General features: G+C 59.4%; 18 protein-coding genes. 4 read left to right on the forward strand and 14 right to left on the reverse strand.

Features of this window, described 5'->3' with window-relative positions; genetic code table 11:
- Positions 1-9 precede the first annotated feature (9 nt).
- Genes G5332_RS15730 through G5332_RS15755 form a run of 6 tightly spaced genes read right to left on the reverse strand, consistent with a single transcriptional unit; the run spans position 10 to position 6,340 of the window.
- Positions 10-1,521, reverse strand: a complete 1,512-nt coding sequence (locus tag G5332_RS15730; RefSeq protein WP_204481353.1) for a BatD family protein — start codon at positions 1,519-1,521, stop codon at positions 10-12.
- Between the two features lie 20 nt (positions 1,522-1,541).
- Positions 1,542-2,993: a VWA domain-containing protein gene (locus tag G5332_RS15735; RefSeq protein WP_227342812.1), complete on the reverse strand. Its 1,452-nt coding sequence runs from the start codon at positions 2,991-2,993 to the stop codon at positions 1,542-1,544.
- Positions 2,984-3,976 carry a VWA domain-containing protein gene (locus G5332_RS15740; RefSeq protein WP_204479202.1) on the reverse strand — a complete coding sequence of 331 codons (993 nt, stop codon included), beginning with the start codon at positions 3,974-3,976 and terminating at the stop codon, positions 2,984-2,986. The genes G5332_RS15735 and G5332_RS15740 overlap by 10 nt, the downstream gene beginning before the upstream one ends.
- Positions 3,973-4,512, reverse strand: a complete 540-nt coding sequence (locus tag G5332_RS15745; RefSeq protein WP_227342814.1) for a DUF4381 domain-containing protein — start codon at positions 4,510-4,512, stop codon at positions 3,973-3,975. Before G5332_RS15745 ends, G5332_RS15740 begins: the two co-directional genes overlap by 4 nt.
- Positions 4,497-5,399: a DUF58 domain-containing protein gene (locus tag G5332_RS15750; protein ID WP_257123071.1), complete on the reverse strand. Its 903-nt coding sequence runs from the start codon at positions 5,397-5,399 to the stop codon at positions 4,497-4,499. The genes G5332_RS15745 and G5332_RS15750 overlap by 16 nt, the downstream gene beginning before the upstream one ends.
- Positions 5,390-6,340, reverse strand: coding sequence for an AAA family ATPase (locus G5332_RS15755; protein WP_421311360.1), 951 nt, complete (start codon positions 6,338-6,340; stop codon positions 5,390-5,392). The genes G5332_RS15750 and G5332_RS15755 overlap by 10 nt, the downstream gene beginning before the upstream one ends.
- A gap of 182 nt (positions 6,341-6,522) precedes the next feature.
- Here G5332_RS15755 and fadI point away from each other — a divergent pair, with 182 nt between their 5' ends.
- Positions 6,523-7,833: an acetyl-CoA C-acyltransferase FadI gene (gene fadI, locus G5332_RS15760; protein ID WP_069526868.1), complete on the forward strand. Its 1,311-nt coding sequence runs from the start codon at positions 6,523-6,525 to the stop codon at positions 7,831-7,833.
- Positions 7,833-9,980: a fatty acid oxidation complex subunit alpha FadJ gene (fadJ, locus tag G5332_RS15765; RefSeq protein WP_421249839.1), complete on the forward strand. Its 2,148-nt coding sequence runs from the start codon at positions 7,833-7,835 to the stop codon at positions 9,978-9,980. The genes fadI and fadJ overlap by 1 nt, the downstream gene beginning before the upstream one ends.
- A 165-nt stretch (positions 9,981-10,145) precedes the next feature.
- Here fadJ and G5332_RS15770 read toward each other — a convergent pair whose 3' ends face one another.
- The 4 genes from G5332_RS15770 to G5332_RS15785 all read right to left on the reverse strand — a co-directional run bounded on the left by G5332_RS15770 (position 10,146) and on the right by G5332_RS15785 (position 17,397).
- Positions 10,146-11,666 carry a SpoVR family protein gene (locus G5332_RS15770; protein WP_040065652.1) on the reverse strand — a complete coding sequence of 507 codons (1,521 nt, stop codon included), beginning with the start codon at positions 11,664-11,666 and terminating at the stop codon, positions 10,146-10,148.
- Positions 11,667-11,675: 9 nt separating this feature from the next.
- The gene (locus G5332_RS15775; RefSeq protein WP_421249828.1) at positions 11,676-12,947 is read right to left on the reverse strand and encodes a YeaH/YhbH family protein; all 1,272 of its coding nucleotides are present in this window, start codon (positions 12,945-12,947) and stop codon (positions 11,676-11,678) included.
- Positions 12,948-12,970: 23 nt separating this feature from the next.
- A complete protein-coding gene (locus tag G5332_RS15780) occupies positions 12,971-14,893 on the reverse strand; it encodes a PrkA family serine protein kinase (protein WP_005333223.1) in 1,923 nt (640 codons plus the stop codon).
- Positions 14,894-15,480: 587 nt separating this feature from the next.
- Positions 15,481-17,397 carry a RecQ family ATP-dependent DNA helicase gene (locus G5332_RS15785; RefSeq protein WP_421259501.1) on the reverse strand — a complete coding sequence of 639 codons (1,917 nt, stop codon included), beginning with the start codon at positions 17,395-17,397 and terminating at the stop codon, positions 15,481-15,483.
- 355 nt (positions 17,398-17,752) lie between these two features.
- Here G5332_RS15785 and sstT point away from each other — a divergent pair, with 355 nt between their 5' ends.
- Positions 17,753-19,003, forward strand: a complete 1,251-nt coding sequence (gene sstT / locus G5332_RS15790; RefSeq protein WP_227342822.1) for a serine/threonine transporter SstT — start codon at positions 17,753-17,755, stop codon at positions 19,001-19,003.
- A 573-nt stretch (positions 19,004-19,576) separates the two neighbouring features.
- On the opposite strand, the gene G5332_RS15795 is transcribed toward sstT, so the two are convergent.
- The 3 genes from G5332_RS15795 to pabB all read right to left on the reverse strand — a co-directional run bounded on the left by G5332_RS15795 (position 19,577) and on the right by pabB (position 22,984).
- The gene (locus tag G5332_RS15795; protein WP_421259500.1) at positions 19,577-20,875 is read right to left on the reverse strand and encodes a serine/threonine transporter; all 1,299 of its coding nucleotides are present in this window, start codon (positions 20,873-20,875) and stop codon (positions 19,577-19,579) included.
- Between the two features lie 216 nt (positions 20,876-21,091).
- Complete coding sequence (locus tag G5332_RS15800; RefSeq protein WP_421311363.1) at positions 21,092-21,658, reverse strand: CoA pyrophosphatase; 567 nt, start codon at positions 21,656-21,658, stop codon at positions 21,092-21,094.
- 42 nt (positions 21,659-21,700) lie between these two features.
- Positions 21,701-22,984, reverse strand: a complete 1,284-nt coding sequence (gene pabB, locus G5332_RS15805; RefSeq protein WP_235699316.1) for an aminodeoxychorismate synthase component I — start codon at positions 22,982-22,984, stop codon at positions 21,701-21,703.
- Between the two features lie 294 nt (positions 22,985-23,278).
- Between pabB and G5332_RS15810 the strand changes: the two genes are divergently transcribed.
- A complete protein-coding gene (locus G5332_RS15810) occupies positions 23,279-24,805 on the forward strand; it encodes a fumarate hydratase (RefSeq protein WP_005345328.1) in 1,527 nt (508 codons plus the stop codon).
- 202 nt (positions 24,806-25,007) lie between these two features.
- Here the strand turns inward: G5332_RS15810 and G5332_RS15815 are convergent, their stop codons facing one another.
- Positions 25,008-25,586 (reverse strand): PhnA domain-containing protein, encoded by a 579-nt coding sequence (locus G5332_RS15815; RefSeq protein WP_005333203.1) that lies wholly within the window; start codon positions 25,584-25,586, stop codon positions 25,008-25,010.
- Positions 25,587-25,679 lie beyond the last annotated feature (93 nt).

Genomic DNA, 25,679 nt, shown 5'->3' on the forward strand with positions numbered 1-25,679 from the left:
CAATCCTTGTCAGGGGGCGTGGCGGCGGAAGCGGTAACTCCCGTGCGCCAGCAGGTAAATCAGGTGCGCAATACCGGCAGCTTCATCTGCCCTGAGGGTACGCGCCAGAGCGCGCCACTCGATGGGGGGGCCAGAAGAGGGTCGTGAAAAACAGGCTCGCTCGAGTGCGGCTAGCGCGTTGCCGAGCCGATTATGCCCAGCGTCAGGCAACTGGCCTAATTGATAATAGGAGACCTGCCAGCGCAAGGTCGCCCACCGGATCAGCGTCTTGCGACTGGCATCCGGCTGGTGTCGGGCAAGGGCTCGTTGCAGTTGATAGAAGGCGCGCCAGCGGGGCCCGTTGCGCCATAGCGTACGCAGCGTTATGGCCAGCACGACCCACCAAAGGCTCTCTCGCAGTGCCACCTGCGATGTCTGCTGATCAGGTTGCCGATTTGTCGTTGCCTGAAACGTCAGCGTGATGGCGGGCAGGCTGGCCTGCTCAATCCGGCCACTTTGGGTATTAAACCAGGGCAGATCAATGGGGGGCAGCTGGTAGTCGCCGCTCTGCTCCGCGACCAGAGTCTGGCGCCACTGTCGCTCAAACAGCAGCTTGCCATCTCGGTAACGCTCCTGCTGTTGCTCGCCATCGGGATGTGCCTGTATGCCGCTTGGCAGTTGATGGGCCATCAGGGGGGCAAGCTGGATCTGGCCGCTGTCACCATTTTCCATGGTCAGGGTGAGGATCCGGATCAGCGGTTCACCCACTTCCCCCTTGGAGGCCGGTTCAAGCCGTTGACTCAGGGTCAGCCGGGTGGCCACCGGCGTGGCGGGGGCCTTGTCGACCCTCACCTCGAGCGGTGCCGCGCGGGCCGAGAGTTTTTGCGGCTTGCTCCCCTGCTGCGTGAGCTGCCCCTGCAAGCGGGGTGAGTCGAGGAGCCATAGCCCAGGCGCTTTTGCCTGAACGAGCCAGCTGCGGGTGAGCCGGCCTGGTAGACCAGCCTGAGCGGGGGCGATCCACTCGTCGCTACCGAGGCGACGGATGGTGAAGCTAGCAGAGCTGAGTTCGCTCAGCGCCGGGTTTTGCATACTGGTGGGCAGCCACAGTGTCAGCCGGTAGATCACCGGCTGGCCGGGATAGAGCGGGCCCTGATGATCAAGGCTGGCCTGCATCTCGAGGGGCGAGGGGGCTGCGGGTTGCGGTAGTGCCGCTGTTTTCACCTCTCTCAATGGCAGGGTGAGCGAGGGGGTGAACTCATTTCCCAGCTTGAGCGGGGCAATCACCACCTCGGTATTTGCGGTTGAATTGCTCTGGTGCAGCGGGATCTGCCAGCGAGTCAGTTGTTGTACCGGGGTCGTGACCCGGCTCATGGTCACTCTGCCCACTGCAAATTGGCGCAGTAGGGGGGAGATCTCCAGCTCGTTGCTCTGGCGCTCGCCATCCGCTTCGATGATCAGCAGCCAATCGCTGGGGTCAGCCCCCGGCAGCAGCTCTGCCCGGGGGGGTAAGGCCCAGCAAAGTGGACTCGCCAGTGCGAGCAACAACCCCCATCCTGCCCGCGTCACCAGGGCTCCTCCACCTTGATAAGATCCCGGCGCAGCGCCTCTTTACGCAGTCGCTGCTCCAGTAGCAACACCGGGGGAGAGGAGGGCAAGGGCATTGCCGTCGCCTGCTGAGCTGCCGATGGTTCGGGCTGCTTGCTGTTACTGGTATCGGGAGCGGCCGCCGCTGTGCCCTGTAACAGAGAGAGGTTATAGAGCGCATCTTCATGGCCGGGTTCCAGTGCCAGGGCCGCCAGATAGGCCTCCTTGGCCGCGGCAAACTCCCCCAGCTGCAGCAGGGCATTGCCGCGGTTGTAGTGGGCGGTGGCACTCGCCGCTTCCTGATAGGCTGAGATGGCTTGCCGGTAGGCACCAGCTCGATACCAGGCGTTGCCGCGCCAGACTGGATCGTTGAAGGTGCGGGCTGCCCGCTGAAAATCCCCCTCTTGATAAGCCTGCATCGCTTGCAGGTCTCCCCTCTCTGCCGCTTGCAGGTCTTGTGGCGCAAGCAGCTGAGCACCCACCATCAGCGCCATCATCAACCGGGCGCCGACTCTGGCCAGCAAGGCCAGTGGTAACAAGGGGATCAGCAGCCAGGGGCCAAGATCCAGTGGTGCCGGGGTGAGGGCCGAGGTCGTGGTGGGGAGGGAAGCAAAGCGGGGTGTGTTGCTGCCAAGCCACTGCAGCTCACCGCCGAGGCGATTGGCCAGTGCGGCAATGGCCTGACTATCGGGGGCGGGCAACTGCGCGGGCATGCGGGCGGCAAACCCCAACTCATTGGCCGGAATGGCGGGCATGGGGGCCGGTTGACCACTGCTGGCAAGCAGAATATCGAGGCGTGCCGACTGGGTGTCGCGGCAAAGAAGGCGTTGCTGGCAGGGCCACAGGGCGGCGATTTGGGTCATCTGATTCCGGGTGAGGTCGTCGGTGATCAGCAGCAGACGCGCTTGTTCTCCAGGGGCCAGCTGCTTCATGGCAAGTTCCACCGCCCGTGCCGGGTTGCTGCCCTGCAGCGGCATGATATCGGGGCGCAAGTCGGGCAGCAGCAGCGAAAGGGCTTGATGATCCCGGGTGGGCGGCATGGCGAGGTAGGCATCGCCTGCGTAGAGGATCAGCGCGATGCGCTCGCCCTGAGCACGGCTCAGCAGTTGCTGCAACTGCCACCTGACCCGGGTCGCCCGATCCGGTTTGAGGTCGGTGGCGGTCATCGAGCGTGACAAGTCCAGCAGCCAGATATCGAGCGGCGCTGCAGGCTGCTGTTGCAGCTCGCCGCGCAGTGCCGGTCCGCTCAGAGCCAAAATGACGGGCAGTGTCGCCAACCAAAGCCAGGGGCGTTGAGGGTGGGATGCTGGCAGCAGATAAGCCTGCATCGCAGGTGCGAGCAGCGTGGGCTTGCGACGACGGCGCCACCCTTGCCAGAGCCAGGGGATGAGTGCGATCAGCCACAGGGGGCGGAGCAAGATCAACTCCATCTGCGTGCGCCTCGTGTCAGCCAGCTACGCACCATGCGAAACTCCAGCCTGCCGTGCCCTGACGGCAGAAGCAACAAGCCACAAAGCAGTGCCAACGGCCAGGGGTAGAGCTCGATCACCGGCTGGTACTGGGCAATCGGCATGGGGGCAGGTTCAAGGGCATTGATGGTCACGTTGATGGCATCGAGATCGCTCTGGGTGCGTGCCCGAAAGTAACGCCCTTGGCCTGTCTGTGCCAGCTCTTTCAGGAGCGGCTCGTCCAGTTCGCTGCTGGGATCGGCCTGACCACTGCCCGCCTCATCGTAGGGTTGAATAAAGGTATCGGGATCGGCCCCGACCCCCAGCGTGTAGATCCGTATTCCCTGCGCTGCGGCGAGTTTTGCCTCCTGCAGCGGGTCGGCATTGCCTGCGGTATTGCGGCCATCAGTGACCAGCAGCAGGGCGGTGGGGCGACCCGGATCTCCATGCTGACGTGCCAGCTGGATGGCTTCGCCAAGGGCGGTGGTTCGGCCGACAAGATCAAAATCGAGCTCGTCGCTCAAGGTCAACAGCGCCGGGATCTCCTGAGTGAGGGGAGAGAGCAGGTAGGCGTGATCGGCAAAGACAATGAGGCCCACCCTGTCTCCGGCCCGTTTGGCGATCAGCGTCTTGATCTGCTGGCGCACCGCCGTTAGCCGTGCTTGCTGCTCGCCGTTATCGAGCATATCAGGGGTGCGCATGCTGTCTGACAGATCCACCGCCAGCAGCAGATCCCGACTCCCTTCATATTGAATAACCGGTTCTCCCCACCACTGGGGGCGGCAGAGGGCGAGGATAAGGGCGCACCAGAGCAGCATGGCGCGCCAGAGCGGTAATCCGGCCTGAGGACGCAGCAGCGCAAACCCGGGGTGAGCCAGATAGCCGCGGCGCAGGGGCGGCAAGCCGAAGCGCACCAGCAAGGGCAGTACCAGCGCCAGCGCAAACCAGGGCCAGGCCAGGATCATGAATGCCTCCGTGCGGTTTTACGCCCCGAGCGGGGAGAGCGTTGCAAGAAGAGGGTCTGACCCCAGCGGCGATAATGTTGCCGCAGTTGTTCGCTCTGCTCGCGAGTCGGGTTCTGGCTGCCATAGAGCCAACTGCTCCAGTGAGACGAAAACTGGCTAAAATTGCTGCCGCCGTGACGATCGACGAAGGCGAGCCACGCCTCTCCCTGCAATTGGCGCGCCTCGGGCCAGCGTTGCAGTGCTTCATGACGCAGGGCCTCCTGTATGCGTGCCACCAGCAGCGCCGGATCTCCCTCCAGCTGATGACACCAGCGGCGGTAACGTATCACTCTCCGGGCAATCAAGACGATCAGCAGCAGCAATAACGCTGTGATCAATAGCCACAGTAGCGCCTGCACTCTGGGATCAAGACTCTGTTCAATCAGATCAGGTCCCGGGTGGATGTCGCGCATCAGGGCGGCCAGCGGCGGAGTGATGGCGTCGGAGGCTGGACTGGCGCTGTCGAGTTCGGCGGGCGAGATCATCCCTGATGACATAGCCCCTCCTGCCACTGCTGTTGCAGCGTCTGGCTGTTATCGAGCAGATAGAGGCGCTGCACCAATGGCAACAGCAACTGCTTGCCGTGGGCCAGCTGCTGCTCGGCGGCATGCCGGTAGCGCTGGGAGAAACCGGCATGGCTCCCATCCAGCCAGCCCTGATAGTGCTGCCCTGGCCGATCGATAGCCACTGGCAGCTGGCCGTCAGGGGGAAGGGCTGCCTCGAGGGGGTCACGGATCTGCCAATAGTGAATATCGTGGCGGCGGGAGAGCAGTTGCAATTGCTGACAGAGCGCCGACTCGCAGGGTCTGTGATCGGTGATGATCGTCAGCTTGGCACCGTGAGGCAGCTTCACGCCGGACAAGGTGTCGCCCAGCGAGTGAGAAAGCGCCCGGCGGGCCAGCCCTTGCTGATAGTGATGGCAGAGGGATTCGAGCAGGGGCAGCACGCTGCCGCGCTGGCTCTGGTGATTTGGGATAAGCCCGTGGCAAATCAGGGTGTTGTGCAGCTTCTCCCCTTGCCAGATCAGGGCTGCAGCCAGCTCGCACCCCAGTCGCGCCTTGAGCTGCAGTGTGGAGCCGAAATACATGGCGGGAGAGAGATCGAGCAGCAGCCAGTGCGCCTGATCCAGCTCCTCGCTATAGAGGCGGGTATAGGGACGACCGAGGCGTGCGGTCACTCGCCAGTCGATATGGCGTACCTCGTCACCAGCCTGATAGGCGCGCAGCTCCCGAAACGTGAGTCCGGGAGAGCGGCCCGGTTTGCCGCGTTCGCTGCTGCTTCTGCCTGCGTGAGGTGGCTTCCTGGCCTTGGCCCATAGCCGGATATTGAGCAGCCGTGGCAGCGACAGGGCGATATCGGGATGCAGACCGGGTTCTAGGGGCATGGCACCTGATCCAGCAGTTGAGCGATCAGGATATCGTTATCCAGATTGTCGGCCAGTGCCTGATAGCTGGGAATAAGGCGGTGGCGCATCACCGGATAGGCTTGCAGCTGGATATCTTCCGGTAGCACATAATCTCGTCCGGAAAGCCAGGCTCGGGCGCGGGCGGAGCGAGCCAGCCCCAGCGTAGCCCGAGGGCTGGCCCCCACGGCAATCAATGGCTCAAGGGCAGGGCAAAGGCCGCTGCCCGGGCGAGTGGCGCAGACCAGCTCCACCAGATAGTGCTCCAGTCGGCTTTGCATGGTTACCGCCAGCACTTCGCTGCGGGCACGCTGCAAGCTGGTCTGACTCAGGGTCACTGGTGCCGCGCCAAGCTGTTCGCCGCTGGCGTTGAGCTGCAAGATGGCGAGCTCCATGGTGGGGCTCGGGTAATCCACCATCAACTTGAGCAGAAAGCGGTCGAGCTGCGCCTCCGGCAGGGGATAGGTTCCCTCCTGCTCGATAGGATTCTGGGTGGCGGCGACCATAAAGAGAGGTGGCAGCCGCCAGCTCTTTTTGCCCACGGTGATCTGGTGTTCGGCCATGGCTTCCAGCAGCGCTGATTGTACCTTGGCTGGCGCCCGGTTGATCTCGTCTGCCAGCACCAGATGGTTGAAGAGGGGGCCTGGCTGGAAAACAAAACTGGCATCCTGCGGGTGAAACACCTCGCTGCCGGTGAGATCGGCAGGAAGCAGGTCGGGGGTAAACTGGATACGGGCAAAGCGCCCTTCGACGGCGCCAGCGAGCGCCTTGACGGCGCGGGTTTTGGCAAGGCCGGGGGCCCCTTCGATTAACACATGTCCTTCACATAACAGGGCAATCAGGAGCCCTTCTATTAGCTCCTCCTGCCCCAGGATCTGACTGCCAAGATAGTCCCTAAGTGCTCTGAACTCGGCCGCTGCCATGCGATAAACCCGTTGTTTTTATGGAAGTTGATCTTTTTATACTCCAGTTGCTCCCCAAGGGCGAGCAAAGGGGCCTTGCCGTGCTTAATTTAGTTTCAATCAGCTGTATGAAACTTGTGATTGGATTGTTAAGATGTGGCGCAATGAGGTCAGACCTCTGCCTTTTAAACCAAGGAGCCAGGATGAAACAGCCATTGAAACTGACGACTCGCCAGGGCGAACGGATTGCCGTCGTGGCGGGGCTGCGTACCCCCTTTGCCAAGCAGGCCACCGCCTTTCATGGCGTGCCTGCAGTCGATCTCGGCAAACTGGTGGTGAGCGAGATGCTCGCCCGTACCGATCTCGATCCCAAGCTTATCGACCAGCTGGTGTTTGGTCAGGTGGTTCAGATGCCGGAAGCCCCCAACATTGCCCGTGAAATCGTGCTTGGCACCGGCATGAGCGTCAACACCGATGCCTATAGCGTCTCTCGCGCCTGTGCCACCAGTTTCCAGGCGGTAGCCAACGTCACCGAATCCATAATGGCCGGTACCGTAGACATCGCCATCGCCGGCGGCGCCGACTCCTCTTCCGTGCTGCCCATCGGAGTGAGCAAGAAGCTGGCCCGTGCCCTGGTGGATCTCAACAAGGCGCGCAATCTGCAGCAGCGCTTCAATATTCTGCGTCAGCTGCGAGTCAAGGATCTGCTGCCGGTGCCGCCCGCTGTGGCGGAATACTCTACTGGCCTCTCCATGGGGCAGACCGCTGAGCAGATGGCCAAGAGCCACCAGATCAGCCGCGAGGCGCAAGATGCGCTGGCTCACCGCTCCCACACTCTGGCCGCGCAGGCTTGGGCTGATGGCAAGCTCAGCGGTGAGGTGTTTACCGCCCATGTACCGCCCTACAAGTCACCGCTGGAGCGGGACAACAATATCCGTGAAAGCTCGGATCTCGCGAGCTACGCCAAGCTCAAACCGGTGTTTGACCGGGTTCATGGCACAGTCACTGCTGCCAACGCCACGCCGCTGACCGATGGCGCCGCTGCCGTGTTGCTGATGCGCGAAGGTCGCGCGAAAGAGCTGGGCCTCGAGCCGCTTGGTTATATCCGCAGCTTCGCCTTCTCGGCCATCGATGTGTGGCAAGACATGCTGATGGGGCCCTCCTACGCCACGCCGCTGGCGCTGGACAGAGCTGGTATCACGCTCAGTGATCTGACCCTGATCGACATGCACGAAGCCTTTGCCGCCCAGACGCTGGCCAACCTCAAGATGTTTGCCAGCCACGAGTTTGCCCGTGACAAGCTGGGCCGCGATCAGGCCATCGGCGAGGTGGACATGGAGAAGTTCAACGTCCTCGGCGGTTCGCTGGCCTATGGCCACCCCTTTGCCGCGACCGGTGCGCGGATGATCACCCAGACCCTGCACGAGCTGCGTCGTCGCGGCGGGGGATTGGGGCTCAACACCGCCTGCGCGGCGGGTGGATTGGGCGTGGCTATGGTGTTGGAGGTTGAATGATGAGCGCTAAGACTTTTTCCCTGGATGTTCGCAAAGATGGCATCGGTATCCTCACCATGGATGTGCCGGGCGAGAGCATGAATACCCTCAAGGCTGCTTTTGTGGAGGAGATCCGCTCCGTACTGGCCGAGGTGAAACGCAACAAGGATTTGATCGGTCTGGTGATCACCTCCGGCAAAAAGGACTCCTTCATCGCTGGCGCTGACATCACCATGCTGGCCGCCTGCACCAGTGCCAAGGATGCCGAGACCCTGTCACGGGAAGGGCAGGAGATCTTTGCCGAGATCGAGGGGCTAACCATTCCGGTGATCGCCGCCATTCATGGCCCCTGCCTTGGTGGCGGGCTGGAGCTGGCGCTGGCCTGCCATGGTCGGGTGGTGACCGACCACGGTAAAACTGTGCTGGGATTGCCGGAAGTGCAGCTGGGCCTGCTGCCCGGCTCTGGCGGTACCCAGCGTCTGCCGCGCCTAATCGGGGTGGCCAAGGCGCTGGATCTGATGCTGACCGGCAAGCAGGTGCGGGCCAAACAAGCCAAGAAATTGGGGCTGGTGGACGATATGGTGCCGCCGTCAATCTTGCTGGATGTTGCCATCAAGCTGGCCAAGAAGGGTAAACCGCGCCATCAGTTGAAACGGGATCTGCAGGGCAAGGTGCTGGAGACCAACAAGCTGGGCCGCAAGGTGCTGTTCGATCAGGCCAGCAAGGGGGTGAAAGCCAAGACCCGCGGCAACTACCCGGCGCCGGAGCGGATCCTGGATGTTGTGCGCATCGGCGTGGAGGAGGGGATGAAGGCTGGTCTGGCTGCTGAATCCCGCCACTTTGGTGAGCTGGTGATGACTGCAGAGTCTGCCGCCCTGCGTTCCATCTTCTTTGCCACCACCGAGATGAAGAAAGAGGTCACCTATCAGGGGGCCGAGCCGCGCAAGGTGGCCCATGCCGCCGTGCTGGGCGGTGGTCTGATGGGGGGCGGCATTGCGTTCGTCACCGCTACCAAGGCGGGCGTGCCGGTGCGGATCAAGGATGTGGCAAGCGCCGGGATCGGCAATGCCATGCGCTACAGCTATGACATTCTGGCCAAGAAGCTCAAGCGTCGTCACATCTTGCGCAGCGAATTGGAAAAGCAGATGAGCCTGCTGACCGGTACTCTGGACTACTCCGGTTTTCACCGGGTCGACATGGTGGTGGAGGCGGTGTTTGAAGATCTCAATCTCAAACACCAGATGGTGAAAGACGTGGAGCGCGAGTGTGGTGAGCATACAGTGTTTGCCTCTAACACCTCCTCCCTGCCCATCAATCAGATTGCGGCAGAGGCGGCACATCCGGAGCGGGTCGTGGGGCTGCACTACTTCAGCCCGGTGGACAAGATGCCGCTGGCGGAGATCATCCCCCACGCTGGCACCAGTGCCGAGACGGTCGCCACCACCCTGGCTTTTGCCCGCGCCCAAGGCAAAACGCCCATCGTGGTGAAGGACGAAGCCGGTTTCTACGTCAACCGCATCCTGGCGCCCTACATGAATGAGGCGGCAAGACTGGTGCTGGAAGGGGAGCCGGTGGAGGTGCTGGATAGCGCGCTGCTGGATTTTGGCTTCCCGGTTGGCCCCATCACCTTGCTGGACGAGGTGGGGATCGATGTGGGCGCCAAGATCTCCCCTATTCTCGAAAAAGAGCTGGGCGGCGAGCAGTTCCAAGCACCCAAGGCGTTCGACAAGCTGCTGCAAAATGATCGCAAGGGGCGCAAGAACGGCAAGGGCTTCTATCTCTATGGCAAGGCGGCACCGCGCAACAAGCTGACAGGCAAAGAGGGCAAGAAGACGGTGGACGAGAGCGTCTATGGCGTGCTCGGCATCAAGCCGTCTGCCAAGCTGGCTCGCCAGGAAATCGCCGAGCGCTGCGTGTTGCTGATGCTCAACGAAGCGGCCATGGCGTTGGATAGCGGTGTGGTGGCTTCGGCCCGTGATGGCGATATCGGCGCCATCTTCGGCATCGGTTTCCCGCCTTTCCTTGGCGGCCCGTTCCGTTATATGGACACGCTCGGGATCGATCATCTGGTTGGCCGTCTGGAGTATTACCAGAAGCGCCACGGCGACCGGTTCGCCCCCTGTGCCCGTCTCAAGGCGATGGCCGCAGAGCAGCAGACCTTCTACTGATAATCGCTGCAGAGTGACCGCAAGACAACGAGGCCCGCACCCATGCGGGCCTCTTTCTATGTTGTGGTTTGTTCGGGTTATTCAGGTAGTGCTGCGATGATGCAGGCAGAGGCGAAGGCCGAAAAAATGGCCCACCGAAGTGGGCAATTTGCGAGGTAGCATGGTTCAGATACCCGGCTTACGCTCCGGGCAGCGGCCGATAATATCGGGTGGCAGTTCACCGTTGTCCTGCTCCAGCACCACGTCGAATCCCCACAGTTGATGGAGGTGCTTGAGCACCTCATGGCGAGAGTCGCCAAGGGGGATGCGGTTGTGGGGCACATAGCGCAGGGTGAGGGAGCGATCCCCCTTCACGGCGACGTTGTACACCTGAATATTGGGTTCCAGATTGCTGAGGTTGTACTGGGCCGACAGAGTATTGCGCACCTGACGGTACCCCTCGTCATTGTGGATGGCGGAGACCTTCAGATAGTTCTTCAGATCGTCGTCATCAATAGCGAACAGCTTCATATCCCGCATCACTTTCGGGCTTAAGAACTGGCTGATAAAGCTCTCGTCCTTGAAGTTCTGCATGGCAAAGTGGAGGGTGTCGACCCAGTTGCTGCCGGCATAGTCGGGGAACCAGTATCTATCTTCCTCGGTCGGGTTCTCGCAGATGCGGCGCAGGTCGGTAAACATGGCAAACCCCAGCGCATAAGGGTTGATCCCCGAGTAGTAGCGGCTGTTGTAAGCAGGTTGATAAACCACGTTGGTGTGGCTATGCAGCACCTCCATCATGAAGCGATCGCTCAGCTTGCCCTCGTCATAGAGGTGATTGAGGATGGTGTAGTGCCAGAAGGTTGCCCACCCCTCATTCATCACCTGAGTCTGCTTTTGCGGATAGAAATACTGGCTTATCTTGCGCACGATGCGCACCACTTCCCGCTGCCAGGGCTCCAGCAAGGGGGCATTCTTCTCGATAAAGTAGAGAATGTTCTCCTGGGGTTCGGCGGGGTAGCGCCTGTCCTCCACACCAGCGGCTTTATGCTGCTTGGGCAGGGTTCGCCACAGCTCGTTGACCTGAGTCTGCAGATAATCTTCCCGCGCCTTCTGACGCCGCTTCTCCTCAGCCATCGAGATCTTCTGTGGACGCTTGTAGCGATCCACCCCGAAGTTCATCAGGGCATGGCAGGAGTCGAGCAGCTGTTCCACCGCCTCGATGCCATGCTTCTCTTCGCACTGGGTGATGTAGTTCTTGGCGAACAGCAGGTAGTCGATGATGGAGGAGGCATCGGTCCAGGCCTTGAACAGGTAGTTGTTCTTGAAGAAGGAGTTGTGGCCGTAGCAGGCGTGTGCCATCACCAGCGCCTGCATCGGCATGGTGTTCTCCTCCATCAGGTAGGCGATGCAGGGATCGGAGTTGATGACGATCTCGTAGGCCAGCCCCATCTGGCCGCGCTTGTAGTTTCGCTCGGTATGGATAAAGCGCTTGCCGAACGACCAGTGCTGATAGCCGATGGGCATGCCGACGCTGGAGTAGGCATCCATCATCTGCTCGGCGGTGATCACCTCGATCTGGTTGGGGTAGGTATCCAGCTTGTAGAAACGGGCGACCCGGGCGATCTCCTGGTGATAGGTCTCCAGCAGATCGAAGTTCCAGTCTGGTCCGTCATCCAGTGGCGCTACACGTTTTTCTGTTTCGATCATGTGACCTCCTCACGCCGCTTGTTTCTTGAACAGCTCGCGGAACACCGGATAGATATCCTCGACCTTGCGAATGTGCTCCATCGCAAAGTGGGGGAACTGGCTGGCTACCGACTCATATTCGTGCCACAGGGTCTGGTGGGCACGGGTGGTGATCTCGATGTAGGAGTAGTACCTCACCCTTGGCATGATGTCCCGCGCCAGGATCTCCCTGCACTGCGGTGAGTCATCAGCCCAGTTGTCACCATCCGACGCCTGCGCCGCATAGATGTTCCACTGGTTGGCGGGGTAACGCTCGTTGATGATGTCATTCATCATCTTGAGCGCACTGGAGACAATAGTGCCGCCGGTCTCCTGGGAGTAGAAGAACTCGTGCTCGTCCACCTCCTTGGCCTGGGTATGGTGGCGGATATAGACCACCTCGACATTCTTATAGGTCCGGCTCAGGAACAGATAGAGCAGGATATAGAAACGCTTGGCCATCTCCTTGGTGGCCTGATCCATGGAGCCCGATACGTCCATCAGACAGAACATCACCGCCTGACTGGAAGGGACGGGCCGTTTGACGAAGTTGTTGAATTTGAGGTCGAAGGTGTCAATAAACGGCACCGCGTCTATCCGTCGTTTCAGCTCCCTGATCTCCTTCTCGAGCAGGGCTATTTCGGCAAAGTGCTCGTTGGGATCGGTGGCCAGCAGAGCCAGTCGCTCTTCCAGTTGGTGCAGTTGGCGTTTCTTGCCCGCTTGCAGCGCCATGCGCCGCGCCAGCGAATTTTGCAGGGAACGCACCACGTTGATGTTGGCGGGCACCCCGTTTGAGGTGTAGCCCGCCCGATAGGTTTTGACCTCCATCAGCTGATTGAGCTGGGTTTTCTGCAGCCTAGGCAGCTCCAGATCTTCAAACAGCAGATCGAGATACTCATCCTTGGAGATCTGGAACACGAAATCATCGGCCCCTTCTCCCTGATTGGATGCCTGTCCCTCGCCGGAACCCTGTCCACCGCCCCCTCCTTTGGGGCGGTCAATCTTGTCGCCGGAGACGAACTGATCATTGCCGGGATGCACCATCTCCCGTTTACCGCCGTGCCCCTGATGAAAATGGGGCTCGCCGATATCCTTGGTCGGGATGCTGATGCTCTCGCCCTTGTCTACGTCCTGAATGCTGCGCTTGGAGACAGCATCCGAGACCGCTTGTTTTATCTGCTTCTTGTAGCGGCGGATGAAGCGCTGCCGATTGACAGCGCTTTTGTTTTTGCCGTTGAGCCTGCGGTCGATAAAATGCGCCATAACTCCCCCTTGAACAGTCAGGGTCAGGATGACTTGCGTACCCTGAGATACCATTCGGAGAGCAGTCGCACCTGTTTGCGGGTGTAGCCTTTCTCCATCATCCGTTCGACAAAGTTATCGTGCTTCTTCTGCTCCTCGGCCGAGGTTTTGCTGTTGAAGGAGATAACCGGCAGCAGCTCTTCCGTGTTGGAGAACATCTTCTTCTCGATCACGGTGCGCAACTTCTCGTAACTGGTCCAGTTGGGGTTACGGCCTGCATTGTTGGCCCGGGCACGCAGCACGAAGTTGACGATTTCGTTGCGGAAATCCTTCGGGTTGCTGATCCCGGCGGGTTTTTCAATTTTCTCCAGCTCGCTGTTGAGAGACGCTCTGTCAAACAGCTGGCCGGTTTCGGGGTCACGGTACTCCTGATCCTGGATCCAGAAGTCGGCGTAGGTGACGTAGCGATCGAAGATGTTCTGACCGTACTCGGAGTAGGACTCGAGATAGGCGGTCTGGATCTCCTTGCCGATGAACTCCACATAGCGCGGGGTCAGATAGCCCTTGATGAACTCAAGGTAGCGATCGTGCAGCTCTTGCGGGAACTGTTCGCGCTCGATCTGTTGCTCCAGCACATAGAAGAGGTGCACCGGGTTGGCGGCCACTTCCGCGTGGTCGAAGTTGAAGACGCGGGAGAGGATCTTGAACGCAAAGCGAGTAGAGAGACCATTCATCCCCTCGTCCACACCGGCGTAGTCGCGATACTCCTGATAGCTCTTCGCCTTGGGATCGGTGTCTTTGAGGCTCTCGCCATCATAGACCCGCATCTTGGAGTAGATGCTGGAGTTTTCCGGCTCTTTCAGCCGTGACAGTACCGAGAACTGGCCCAGCAGCTCGAGGGTGCCCGGAGCGCATTTGGCCTCGGTCAGCTCGCTGTTGATCAGCAGTTTCTCGTAGATCTTCACCTCTTCGGAGACGCGCAGGCAGTAAGGGACCTTGACGATGTAAACGCGGTCGAGGAAGGCCTCGTTGTTCTTGTTGTTGCGGAACTGCTGCCACTCGGATTCGTTGGAGTGGGCCAGCAGAATGCCGTCAAAGGGGAGGGCGGAGAGCCCCTCGGTGCCGTTGTAGTTACCCTCCTGGGTTGCTGTCAGCAGCGGGTGCAGCACCTTGATGGGGGCCTTGAACATCTCCACAAACTCCATCACCCCCTGGTTCGCTTTACACAGCGCACCTGAGTAGGAGTAGGCATCGGCGTCATCCTGGGCGAAGTGCTCCAGCATGCGGATGTCGACCTTGCCGACCAGTGAGGAGATGTCCTGGTTGTTGTCATCACCGGGTTCCGTTTTGGCGATGGCAATTTGATCGAGAATGGAGGGGTTGACCTTCTCCACCTTGAACTTGGTGATGTCGCCGCCAAACTCGTGCAGGCGTTTGGCCACCCAGGGGGACATGATGGGACGCAGGTAACGGCGCGGGATACCGTACTCTTTTTCCAGGATCTCCCCATCCTCTTCGATGTCGAACAGGCAGAAGGGGTGATCGTTGACCGGTGAGCCCTTGATGCGATAGATGGGCACCTTCTGCATCAGGGATTTGAGTTTCTCTGCCAGCGAGGATTTACCGCCGCCAACGGGGCCCAGCAGATAGAGGATCTGTTTCTTCTCTTCCAACCCCTGGGCGGAGTGTTTGAGGTAGGAGACGATCTGTTCGATGGCCTCTTCCATCCCGTAGAAATCCTTGAAGGCGGGATAGCGTGCCACGACGCGGTTGGAGAAGAGTCGGCTCAGTCTGGGGTTGGCTGAGGTGTCTACCATCTCCGGCTCACCAATGGCGGTCAGCAGACGTTCGGCTGCGGAGGCGTAGCAGGCTTTGTCCTGCTTACACATATCCAGGAACTCCTGGATGGTATATTCCTCTTCTCTCGCTTTTTCATATCGCTGTTGGTAATGCTCGAATATGCCCATAACTTTGCCCTCGTTATAGTCGCTTACCCTGAAAAATGTGGATGACTGCTTTTGTGTTGTGCGCTTTTAAAGCCTAGTCAACAGACTCCAGTAATCCATCACGGTTGATAGGTTAAATTCTGAAGAAACCTGCCCGATCCTTGTGCGGGGAGGGTCAGTCAACAACACCGCTATGTTACTGACTGTTAAATTATTTTTGCCACGATAGTGAGGTAAATGTCAAAGACATAAAAAATAAATGTTTATGGGAAACAGGGAACTTATTGCGAAAAGATTAAGGGGTTTGACGAAAGGCAATGGGGCTGCGGGTTGGCGGGGTTATGAATGAAAATATCATTACGTGAACGTCAACGTAAATTGCTTTGTTTGGAGTTTAGACTCTAATTTTTACATTGACGCTACATTTTGAGTGCCCTAGATTGGCGATGTGTGAGCAGCAAGACGCTTTAGCAAGAGAGTTGACTGTTGCCTCACCAAGCTCTGTTTAAGCACGTTTCCGTTGGCTTGACCCTCGCAACCGCGAGGGTCTTCTTTTTCTGTGTCTATAAACGCTTCTGCTGGTGGCTATTGAAGCCGCCAGCACTCACCTAGGAAGGGTAGGCTTGTTGCACTGCCGCCAGGACGCGGGCAAACGGGTGGGCGGCCAACTGGCCTGCGCCCGCCAGCGATTTGGCCTTGACCCGGCTGGTCAGCGGTGTGGTGATGCCGCACAGGAAACGGGCCAGAACACGAGCATCCACCGAACCGGTTTTGGCAATCAGCGGATCGCACCAGGCGCGGATCCCCGCCTCGTTTGGCATGGTCAGTGAGGATAGGGGAGGAAGATGTGCCACCTCGCCGCGACAAACCGAACAGTGGCCACAATGAACCGGCGCCACCTCATCGGCGAAATAGCGGGCGAGGCGGTGGCTCAGGCACTCATTCGAAGTGAAAAAGTCGAGCATGGCTTGCAGTCTTGCCAGCTCGCTCTGCTCTTTTTGCAGGAACAGGGCGTGCAGGGCATTTGCTTCCTGCTCGTTGTCCCACCCCTGACGGGTGATCCGGTAGACCTCAGTCATCTGTTTGCTTTCAAGCTCGATCCAGCCTTGCTGCTGCAGGTAGTCGAGCGCCGCAACGGCCCGCTGCCGCTCCCCCTGATAGCCCTGCCATAGGGCGTCAAAGTCCATGGTGCACCAACTGCGGGCTTGCGGGGCGCAGGCGAACAGTTGCTCCAGAAACTGGCGACGATCCGGATTGAAGCGACTCACTATCTCGCCTTTATCCAGCACAAACTTGAAGCGGTAGTCGGCGTAGTAGCTGTAGGCCGGGGTGATGATGCCTGCCATCTCCAGATAGACCAGCAGGGTTTTAAGGGGCAACTGGCGGATATTGGTGTCGTTGGAGAGGCGCAGCAGGGTGAATTCCCACTCGCTCCCGCTCTGCTTGATGATGGCAAGGAGCTGGAGGATGGCACTCAAATCCGGCGTATCGCCGTAGACGAAGTTCTCCAGCACCGGCAGCTGGCTCTGGTTGGCCAGCACGATACAGCGCGATGGCTGGCCATCCCGTCCGGCGCGGCCAATCTCCTGGCTGTAGTTCTCGATGGATTTAGGCAGATCGTAGTGAATGACCCGCCGGATATCCGCTTTGTCGATCCCCATGCCAAAGGCGATGGTGGCGACGATGCAATCCACCTTGCCCGCCATGAAGTCGTGCTGGATCTGACTGCGCAGCGCCGAGTCGAGTCCGGCATGATAGGCGCGGGCGTTGATCCCTTCTCTAATGAGGTGCTCGGCACAGGCTTCTGCGGTGTGTTGCAAGGTGACGTAGACGATGGTGGGGGCCGCCGGATCGTTGGCCAACTCCTGCGCGAGCCAGCTATCCCGCGCATCGAGCGCCAGGGGAATGACCGTCAGATCAAGATTGGAGCGGTAGAAACCGGTGACCACGACCCCCTCCGGCGCGATGCCGAATTTGGTCTGCATATCCTGAATAACCGCCGGTGTGGCGGTGGCGGTGAGCAGCAGCACCTGCGGGATCTTCAGGTCATGGCGATAGCTCGGCAGCTTGAGGTAGTCGGGGCGAAAGTTGTGGCCCCACTCCGAGATACAGTGCGCCTCATCGACGACCAGCAGCGAGAGCGGCACTTGCTGGATAAAGCGGCGAAAGCGCTCGTTCTTGAGTCGCTCCACCGAGATCATCAGGATCTTGAGCTGGCCATCCAGCGCCTGCTGCATCACTCGTCGGCTCTCCTCCGGGCTCTGGCTTGAGTCGAGGGTAGCGGCGCTTATTTCCTTGCTTTTGAGGAAGGCGAGTTGATCGTGCATCAGCGCCAGCAGCGGCGAGATAACCAGGGTCAGGTGAGGTAGGGCGAGGGCAGGCAGTTGATAACAGAGCGACTTGCCGGAGCCGGTGGGAAAGATAGCGGCGGCACTCTGACCTGCCAGCACCCGGCTGATCACCGCCTCCTGACCAGGTCTGAGTGCGGAGAAACCAAAATATTGGTTGAGCAGGGATGGGATCATGGCAAGGCTCCGCAGCAAATGGGGGATGATAGCACAGCGACGACGGTCACGGATGACACAGGAATGGTCCTGAGGGTAAGGGCAGAGAGTGTCGATAAAACGTACAAAAATGGGTGGTTGCGCTGTGGTTAAGGTTTTGTTGCGGTTTTTTGTGATGGAAACGGGATATTTTTTGGTGAGTCTCTGGAAAAAAAAGATGGCGAATGGGATATTCCGACATGCAATCCGGTGATTGGCGGATCGGCCCGACAGAAGGCTGGCCACAGACACCACATTCGGGCGACAGGGGTCTCCCGATGGGTGGTTGCAGACAGGACTCATGATTCATGCACTACGGTGCTTAGGGACTTTTTTGATGACACAACAACACCCCCTCCTTCGGCTGGTCAATAGCACCAGTCTGGTCAGCCAGATCCTGGTTGGTCTGGTATTCGGTATCTTGCTGGCGATGTTTGCCCCCGAGTGGGCGAAAACGGCTGGTCTGCTCGGCAGTCTGTTCGTTGGCGCACTGAAAGCGGTAGCCCCGCTGCTGGTATTCGTACTGGTGATGGCGGCCATCATTGGTCACAAGCAGGGTCAGAAGACCAATATGCGACCGATCCTGCTGCTCTATCTGTTTGGTACCTTCTCTGCGGCCGTGGTCGCGGTGATTGCCAGCTTCCTGTTCCCCTCCAACCTCCATCTGGTGGCCAATACTGCCGAGATCACCCCGCCAGGCGGGATCACCGAGGTACTGCAGACCCTGCTGTTCAACGTGGTGACCAACCCGGTCAAGGCGCTGATGGATGCCAACTATATCGGGATCCTGGCGTGGGCCATCGGTCTGGGTATCGCCATGCGCCATGCCAACGAGAGCACCAAGGCGCTCATCACTGACCTGTCTCACGGTGTCTCCGCCATCGTGAAAGCGGTGATCCGCTGTGCTCCGCTCGGGATCTTGGGTCTGGTTGCCTCCACTCTGGCAGAGACCGGCTTTGACGCCCTGTTTGGCTATGCCCAACTGCTGGTGGTGCTGATCGGCTGCATGCTGTTTATCGCCTTCGTGGTCAACCCGTTGATCGTCTTCTGGAAGATCAAGCGCAACCCCTATCCGCTGGTGCTGACTTGCCTCAAAGAGAGCGGCGTGACCGCATTCTTTACCCGCAGCTCTGCCGCCAACATTCCGGTCAACATGGCGCTGTGTGAAAAACTGCGCCTGCCCAAAGATACCTACGCGGTCTCCATCCCGCTGGGTGCCACCATCAACATGGCGGGTGCGGCCATCACCATCACTGTGCTCGCCATGGCGGCGGTACATACCCTGGGGATGGAAGTGGACATGGCAACAGCCGTGCTGCTCTCCGTGGTTGCCACCGTCAGTGCCTGTGGCGCGTCCGGTGTCGCCGGTGGCTCCTTGCTGCTGATCCCGCTGGCGTGCAGCCTGTTTGGTATCAGCAACGACATCGCCATGCAGGTGGTAGCCGTCGGCTTTATCATCGGTGTGCTGCAGGATTCCGCCGAGACAGCGCTGAACAGCTCCACCGACGTGTTGTTCACCGCCGCAGCGTGCATGGCCGAAGATGAAAGCCTGCTGGATGTGGCTCCGGTACCGAGCCGCGAAGCCTGATCTCGTAACGGTCAGTTTCGCAACACACTTGCGCCCTCTTCGGAGGGCGCTTTTTATTGTCGGCTTTGCTCTCTTTTCCTCTTTAAGCAGGCTCTTTGGCTGATGTGCCGGACATTCTGTCTCCCTTGTCCAGGGCGCTGCCTTGTCTTTATCCCTTCGAGTCGTGCTTCCTCCTTCTGTTGTGCGTTACACATTTTTGCCTTCTCTGCCAAGAGCCGATTGCTATGGCTTACCTCAGATCTTCAGGACAATCACAGCATCACAGCATCACAGCATCACAGTATTAAAGAAGAATGGAGGTGGCTGGCTGCGGCAGATGAGCTCGTCCTATCAGACACGCCATCATGGTTTGGTGAGGGGGAGTAAACGTGTTGGCGATATTGAGCTGCGGGCATGGGGGTCATGTTGATACCCGACGTGCTCAGTTATGGTGCTGGTGAGCATGCAGATATCCAACAAGGTGGGGGGGAGTAATAAGGAGAGAGCAGGACAATCGCGGTGGCACAGATTGCAGAGATAAAAAAGCCAGCCGACTATTCGGCTGGCTTTTTGCTATCAGCGGCAGGTAGGGGATTAACCGACCAGCTGATAGAGGATGGCGGAGATGGCGATGATCCCCATCACAGCGACAAATACGTTGCTGATATGGCCCTGATACTTCGCCATGGCCGGTACGCGCTTGATAGCGTACATCGGCATGATGAACAGGATGGTGGCGATGATCGGGCCGCCCAAGGATTCAATCATGCCCAGGATAGAGGGGTTGGCAATGGCAGTGCCCCACAGGGTCAGGATGAAGAAGGCGATGATGAACATCTCGACTTTCTTGGCGTTCGGCTCTTTGCCGGACTTGCGCATGTTCTGCACGATCATCCCTTTCAGACCTTCACGGGCACCCAGATAGTGGCCGAAGAAGGAGGAGACGATGGCGACGAACGCAACCAGCGGACCGAAGTAGGAGATAATGGGGCTGGCATGCTGATTGGCCAGATAGGAGAGCACGGCGATGTTCTGAGCCTTGGCTTCTGCCAGCTGGGCCGGTGTCAGGCTCATGACGCAAGAGAAGACGAAGAACATCACGAAGCCCAGCAGCACCATGGCGGTACGCTTGAGGATGGCATCGGCTTTCTCGACAGCCTGATCACCATGGTCGCGGCGTTGGGCCAGGGAGAAGCTGGAGATGGCCGGGCTGTGGTTGAAGGAGAAGACCAGTACCGGGATGGTCAGCCACAGGGTAGTGGCGAAATCCTTGGCAGAGGGTACTTGCTCCAGCGCGGCACCGGTCCAGTCCGGGATCAGGTAGAGGGAGATACCGGCCAGAATGGCGATCAGCGGATAAACCAGCAGCTCGGTCACTTTCAGCATCAGCTTTTCACCGGCCAGCATCACCGACATCATGCCCATGATCAGCACGATGGAGAGGATCCAGCGCGGCGGGGCACTCATCTGCAGCTGGTTGACCATGAAGCTTTCCACGGTGTTGGTGATGCCCACGCCGTAGATCAGCACGATGGGGTAGATGGCGAAGAAGTAGAGCAGGGTGATTAATTTACCGGCACCCACGCCAAAGTGCTCTTCCACCACTTCGGTGATGTCTGCATTTGGCTTTTTGGAGGAAAGGACGAAGCGGGCCAGACCACGGTGAGCCAGATAGGTCATGGGGCCTACCAGCAGCGCCATGACGACCAGCGGCCAGAAACCGCCCATACCCGCGTTGATCGGCAGGAACAGGATCCCCGCGCCAACCGCGGTCCCGAACAGACTGATGACCCAGGTAGAGTCGCGTTTTTCCCAACGAGTGGTTTGAGTAGAGCTGATCCCTTGCTCTGTTGACGCCGCAACTCCCTGCGTGCCAGTGACTGTGTTTGACATCTATCTCACCCCGAATGTGTGGTTCTTATTAAGTCGGCGCAAGGATACGGTTTTTCTAATCAAAAATGTTGATCAAATTCATCTTTACGGCACGAAAAACCGCACTTTCTTATGGAAATGTGATCAAAACAAGAAAAAATCAATTATTGTTTATCAATTGGCACGTTATTTTAGTGTTAATGATTAAATCTCGCCCAGCCAAATGTGGGTAAATTGTTATTTTGCGAGATGCTGGGCTAGCTGGTTGATCATGCTGGCGGTAGCCCCCCAGATAAAGTGCTGTTGCCAGGGGATCCAGTAGATGGTGTGCGCTTTCCCCCCTCTGGAAAGGGTCAGGGGGATGTGGTTGCGCCGATCCAGCAGATGGGTCAGCGGCACTTCGAAGGCGTGATCCACCTCATCCGGACTCAGGATGAGGGGATAGTTGCCATCGAGCAGCCCCAGCACCGGCAGCACCTCGAATCGTGACACCGTATTGAGCGGGTTGAGGGTGCCGATCACTTCAATCAGTCGGGCCGGAATGCCGAGCTCCTCTTCGGTCTCCCGCAGTGCCGTGGCAATCAGGTTTTCGTCGCCGGGATCCTGTCGCCCGCCGGGGAAGCTGATCTGCCCCCCATGATGACGCAGCCGTGGGCTGCGCCGGGTCAATAACACGCTGAGCCCCTCATCGCGCATCACCACCGGGATCAACACTGCCGCCGGACTGAGCCCGCCAATGGCGAGGCGATGGGCCGGGGCGGGTCGCAGCAACTGGAAGCGGGTCAGCAGTTCGTGGCGATCCATGGCGGGGAGCTCTCCTGTGTGTTGCCTTGACGGTGGGGAGGGTTACAGCGCCGACAGAGGCGGAAGGATGCGGGCGACCTTGTCATAGGTCTCCTGATATTCGCTGTCGGCGTCGGAGTCGGCGATGATGCCGCCACCGGCCCAGCAGTGCAGGTGACCCGCTTCGGCGATCAAAGTGCGAATGCAGATGCTGGTATCCATCCGGCCATGCTGGCTGAGATAGCCGATGCTGCCGCAATAGGCATTGCGGCGCTGGGGCTCCAGCTCTTCGATGATCTCCATGGCGCGGATCTTGGGGGCGCCGGTGATGGAGCCACCCGGGAAACAGGCCCGCAGCAGATCGACTCCTTGCCAGCGTGCATCCAGCTCACCGTGGATGGTGGAGACCAGATGATGTACCGCCGGAAACGACTCCACCGCAAAGAGATGAGGCACGCTGACCGAGCCAGGCCGGCTGACCCGACCGATATCGTTGCGCAGCAGATCAACGATCATCAGATTCTCTGATCTGTCCTTGTCGGCTTGCGCCAGCTCCCGCGCGACTTGCCGATCGGTGGCCGGATCAGGGTGGCGAGGGCGAGTGCCTTTGATGGGTTTGGTTTCGATATGGCGACCATCAAGCAGCAGGAACCGCTCGGGAGAGAGGCTCAGCAGCGCACTATCCGGCAGGCGGATAAAAGCTGAGAAGGGGGCCTTGTTGGCGGTGGCCAGCAGGCAATAGGCCTGCCACTCATCCCCCTGATAGGGGGCGCTGAAACGTTGGGTCAGGTTGATCTGGTAGCAATCCCCCGCGGCGAGATATTCCTGAATGCGGGCAAACTTCTCGCCATACTCGGCGCGGCTCATATTGCTCTGCCACGCCCCCTGCAAGGCAAAAGCGGGGGCCGGTTTGGCCTGCTGCTGTTCAAGCCAGGCCAGCCGGTTGGCAAGGCCCGCTTTATCCCCCCAGTGCACCAGCTGCCAGTCGCCAGTTGCCACATTGCGCAGCAGCGCCCAGTCGTAGATGCCTACAGCCATGTCCGGCACCGCGATATCGGCGGCGGCCTGCACTGGCAGTCGCTCGAAGCGGCGGCCGAGATCATAGCCAAACAGGCCGAGGGCACCGCCGATAAAGGGTAGGTGAGTGGCACACAGATCCAGCTCCCCCAGCAGCTGTCGCTGGGTATGGGCCAGCAGGGCGAGGGGATCTTCGCTGTGTTCGCTGCTCTTACCATGCCAGGTGAGAGTGGTCACCTCGCAACGGGTTTCGAGGGTCGCCAGCGGATCGGCAGTGATGATATCAAAGCCGTTATCGGCACCGAGTGGTCCCGCCGATTCCAGCAACATGGCCCACGGCTGATGTTGCAGGCGGGCAAAAAGCTGATGGAGTTCAGCACTATGGTCTAGATGATGGATATGAAGTGTTGGCGTCATTTTATGTTACACAGGCAACAGTTTGGTTCCCGAACCCTAGTCGGTGCTGGTGGGCAAGCGTATCATAGGTGTCGGTGACTTAAGAAAAAACTGCCGTGTCGTTCGTTTTTTGCTGGTTGATAGTTTTTAGCCAGCACGTCAGCACGGCCCATCATATGGAAGCCCTTGCCCTGCTCCGTGGCAGAGACAAGGACCAGTGAGGATGATATGAGCATTATAAAAAAACAGGATTTCATCGATTCTATCGCAGATGCCCTCCAGTACATCTCCTATTACCACCCGTTGGATTTTGTTCAGGCTGCCAAAGCGGCGTATGACCGTGAAGCCAACCCGGCCGCCAAGGATGCGCTGGCCCAGATCCTGATCAACTCCCGCATGTCCGCCGAAGGTCATCGTCCGCTCTGCCAGGACACCGGCATCGTGACCTGTTTCGTCAAAATTGGCATGCAAGTCCAGTGGGACAGCGACATGACAGTGCAGGAGATGGTGGACGAAGGGACACGTCGTGCCTACACCAATCCTGACAACCCGCTGCGCGCCTCCGTGCTGGCCGATCCGGCCGGCAGTCGCAAAAACACCAAAGACAACGCCCCTGCCGTGGTGCATATCGACATGATCCCCGGCAACAAGGTGGAAGTGAGCATCGCGGCCAAAGGCGGCGGCTCCGAGAACAAATCCAAGATGGTGATGCTCAACCCCTCTGACGATATCGTCGAGTGGGTGCTGAAAACCGTGCCGACCATGGGCGCAGGCTGGTGCCCGCCCGGCATGCTGGGCATCGGCATCGGCGGTACCGCCGAGAAAGCGGCGGTACTGGCCAAAGAGGCCTTGATGGAGCATATCGACATTCAGGAGCTGATTGCCCGTGGCCCGCAAACCACAGAAGAGAAGCTGCGGGTCGAGCTCTACGACAAGGTCAACAAGCTGGGGATCGGTGCCCAGGGTCTGGGCGGTCTCACTACCGTGCTGGATGTGAAGGTGAAATCTGCGCCGACTCATGCTGCCTCCAAGCCGGTGGTGATGATCCCCAACTGCGCCGCGACCCGTCACGTTCACTTCGAGCTGGATGGTTCAGGCCCCGCCGAACTGACTCCGCCGAAACTGAGCGACTGGCCGGAGATCACCCGTGAAGCGGGTGGCAACGTGCGCCGCGTCAACGTCGATGGCATCACCAAGGCCGAACTGGCCAGCTGGAAGAGCGGTGATACCGTGCTGCTATCGGGCAAAATCCTTACCGGTCGCGATGCAGCCCACAAGCGTATCGCCGACATGCTGGCCCGTGGTGAAGGGCTGCCGGAAGGGGTCGATTTCACCAACCGCTTTATCTATTACGTTGGCCCGGTTGATGCGGTGCGTGACGAAGTAGTTGGCCCGGCTGGCCCCACCACCTCCACCCGGATGGACAAGTTCACCGACATGATGCTGGGTGAAACTGGCCTTATCGGCATGATCGGCAAATCCGAGCGTGGCCCGAAAACCGTCGAGAGCATCAAGCAGCACAAGGCTGTCTATCTGATGGCGGTCGGCGGCGCCGCCTATCTGGTGGCCAAGGCCATCAAGAAGGCCCGCGTGGTGGCCTTTGCCGATCTCGGCATGGAAGCGATCTACGAGTTTGAAGTGGAAGATATGCCGGTGACCGTTGCGGTCGATTCCGAAGGCAACAACATCCACGAAACCGGCCCTGCCTACTGGTCGGCCAAGATTGCCGAGCTGGATGGCAAACTCTCCTCCTGAGTGACCGTTTCCGCTGCCGGTTAATGGCATCGGCTTGTAAAGAAGGCGCGTCCATCCGGATGCGCCTTTTTGCTTTGGCTGGCCTGTTATGGGCTCAAGTTGGCTGTTTGCGGCAAGCGGGCATAAAAAAGGATGGCGTGACGCCATCCTTATCGTTGTGCTTGTGCTCTGGCAGCAGACAGTAGAGCAATCGCCCTTGGCTTTAGGCCTTTTTCAGGTAGGCGGCCACCAGTACGATCTGCACGCCGTTGACCTTGCCTTCGATATGGAGCGGGTTGTTGGTCAGACGGATGCCCTTGACCAGGGTGCCGCGCTTGGCGGTGAAACCGGCGCCTTTCACGTCCAGATCCTTGATCAGGGTGACGGAGTCGCCCTCTTGCAGCACGGCGCCGTTGGAGTCAACAGTCGGTACGCTGTCGTCATCTTCGTCAGCAATACCAGCTTCAGCCCAGGCCTTGGCTTCGTCTTCCATGTACATCATGTCCAGCAGATCCTGAGCCCATACTTCACCCTTGCCGGAGAGAGCTTTGAGCTGGCGCCATGCCATCACCTGCACCGCAGGCACCTGGCTCCACATGCTGTCGCTCAGGCAACGCCAGTGGTTGACCACCAGGGTATCCGGTTGTTCCAGCTGACCACGGCAGGTGTCACAGATAGCAACGCTGTGATCATCGTCGCTGGCGGGGGAGTGAGGCACCACGAAGGCGGTCAGCGCCTGCTCGGCGCTGCACAGTTCACACTTGGCGCCCGCGCGCGCTTGCAGAATGGCGTTGATGGTCATGTTGTTGGTCCCATAGCTAGTGGTAAAGCGACCCGCGTTGGGCGGGGCGCGTGAAAGAGGGGGCGGAATATAGCATAAAACCCCGCACTTTGT

It is taken from the genome of Aeromonas sp. 603757, assembly GCF_049171255.1.
Lineage (GTDB): Bacteria > Pseudomonadota > Gammaproteobacteria > Enterobacterales > Aeromonadaceae > Aeromonas > Aeromonas veronii_A.

Coding starts and splice junctions, on each gene's coding strand:
- G5332_RS15745 (WP_227342814.1), bottom strand. CDS start 4,512: ATGTCATCAGGGATGATCTCGCCCGCCGAACTCGACAGCGCCAGTCCA.
- G5332_RS15735 (WP_227342812.1), bottom strand. CDS start 2,993: ATGGAGTTGATCTTGCTCCGCCCCCTGTGGCTGATCGCACTCATCCCC.
- fadI (WP_069526868.1), top strand. CDS start 6,523: ATGAAACAGCCATTGAAACTGACGACTCGCCAGGGCGAACGGATTGCC.
- pabB (WP_235699316.1), bottom strand. CDS start 22,984: ATGTTGCTGGAATCGGCGGGACCACTCGGTGCCGATAACGGCTTTGAT.
- G5332_RS15785 (WP_421259501.1), bottom strand. CDS start 17,397: ATGATCCCATCCCTGCTCAACCAATATTTTGGTTTCTCCGCACTCAGA.
- G5332_RS15740 (WP_204479202.1), bottom strand. CDS start 3,976: ATGATCCTGGCCTGGCCCTGGTTTGCGCTGGCGCTGGTACTGCCCTTG.
- G5332_RS15800 (WP_421311363.1), bottom strand. CDS start 21,658: ATGGATCGCCACGAACTGCTGACCCGCTTCCAGTTGCTGCGACCCGCC.
- G5332_RS15810 (WP_005345328.1), top strand. CDS start 23,279: ATGAGCATTATAAAAAAACAGGATTTCATCGATTCTATCGCAGATGCC.
- G5332_RS15780 (WP_005333223.1), bottom strand. CDS start 14,893: ATGGGCATATTCGAGCATTACCAACAGCGATATGAAAAAGCGAGAGAA.
- G5332_RS15750 (WP_257123071.1), bottom strand. CDS start 5,399: ATGCCCCTAGAACCCGGTCTGCATCCCGATATCGCCCTGTCGCTGCCA.
- G5332_RS15795 (WP_421259500.1), bottom strand. CDS start 20,875: ATGTCAAACACAGTCACTGGCACGCAGGGAGTTGCGGCGTCAACAGAG.
- G5332_RS15755 (WP_421311360.1), bottom strand. CDS start 6,340: ATGGCAGCGGCCGAGTTCAGAGCACTTAGGGACTATCTTGGCAGTCAG.
- G5332_RS15815 (WP_005333203.1), bottom strand. CDS start 25,586: ATGACCATCAACGCCATTCTGCAAGCGCGCGCGGGCGCCAAGTGTGAA.
- fadJ (WP_421249839.1), top strand. CDS start 7,833: ATGAGCGCTAAGACTTTTTCCCTGGATGTTCGCAAAGATGGCATCGGT.
- sstT (WP_227342822.1), top strand. CDS start 17,753: ATGACACAACAACACCCCCTCCTTCGGCTGGTCAATAGCACCAGTCTG.
- G5332_RS15775 (WP_421249828.1), bottom strand. CDS start 12,947: ATGGCGCATTTTATCGACCGCAGGCTCAACGGCAAAAACAAAAGCGCT.
- G5332_RS15770 (WP_040065652.1), bottom strand. CDS start 11,666: ATGATCGAAACAGAAAAACGTGTAGCGCCACTGGATGACGGACCAGAC.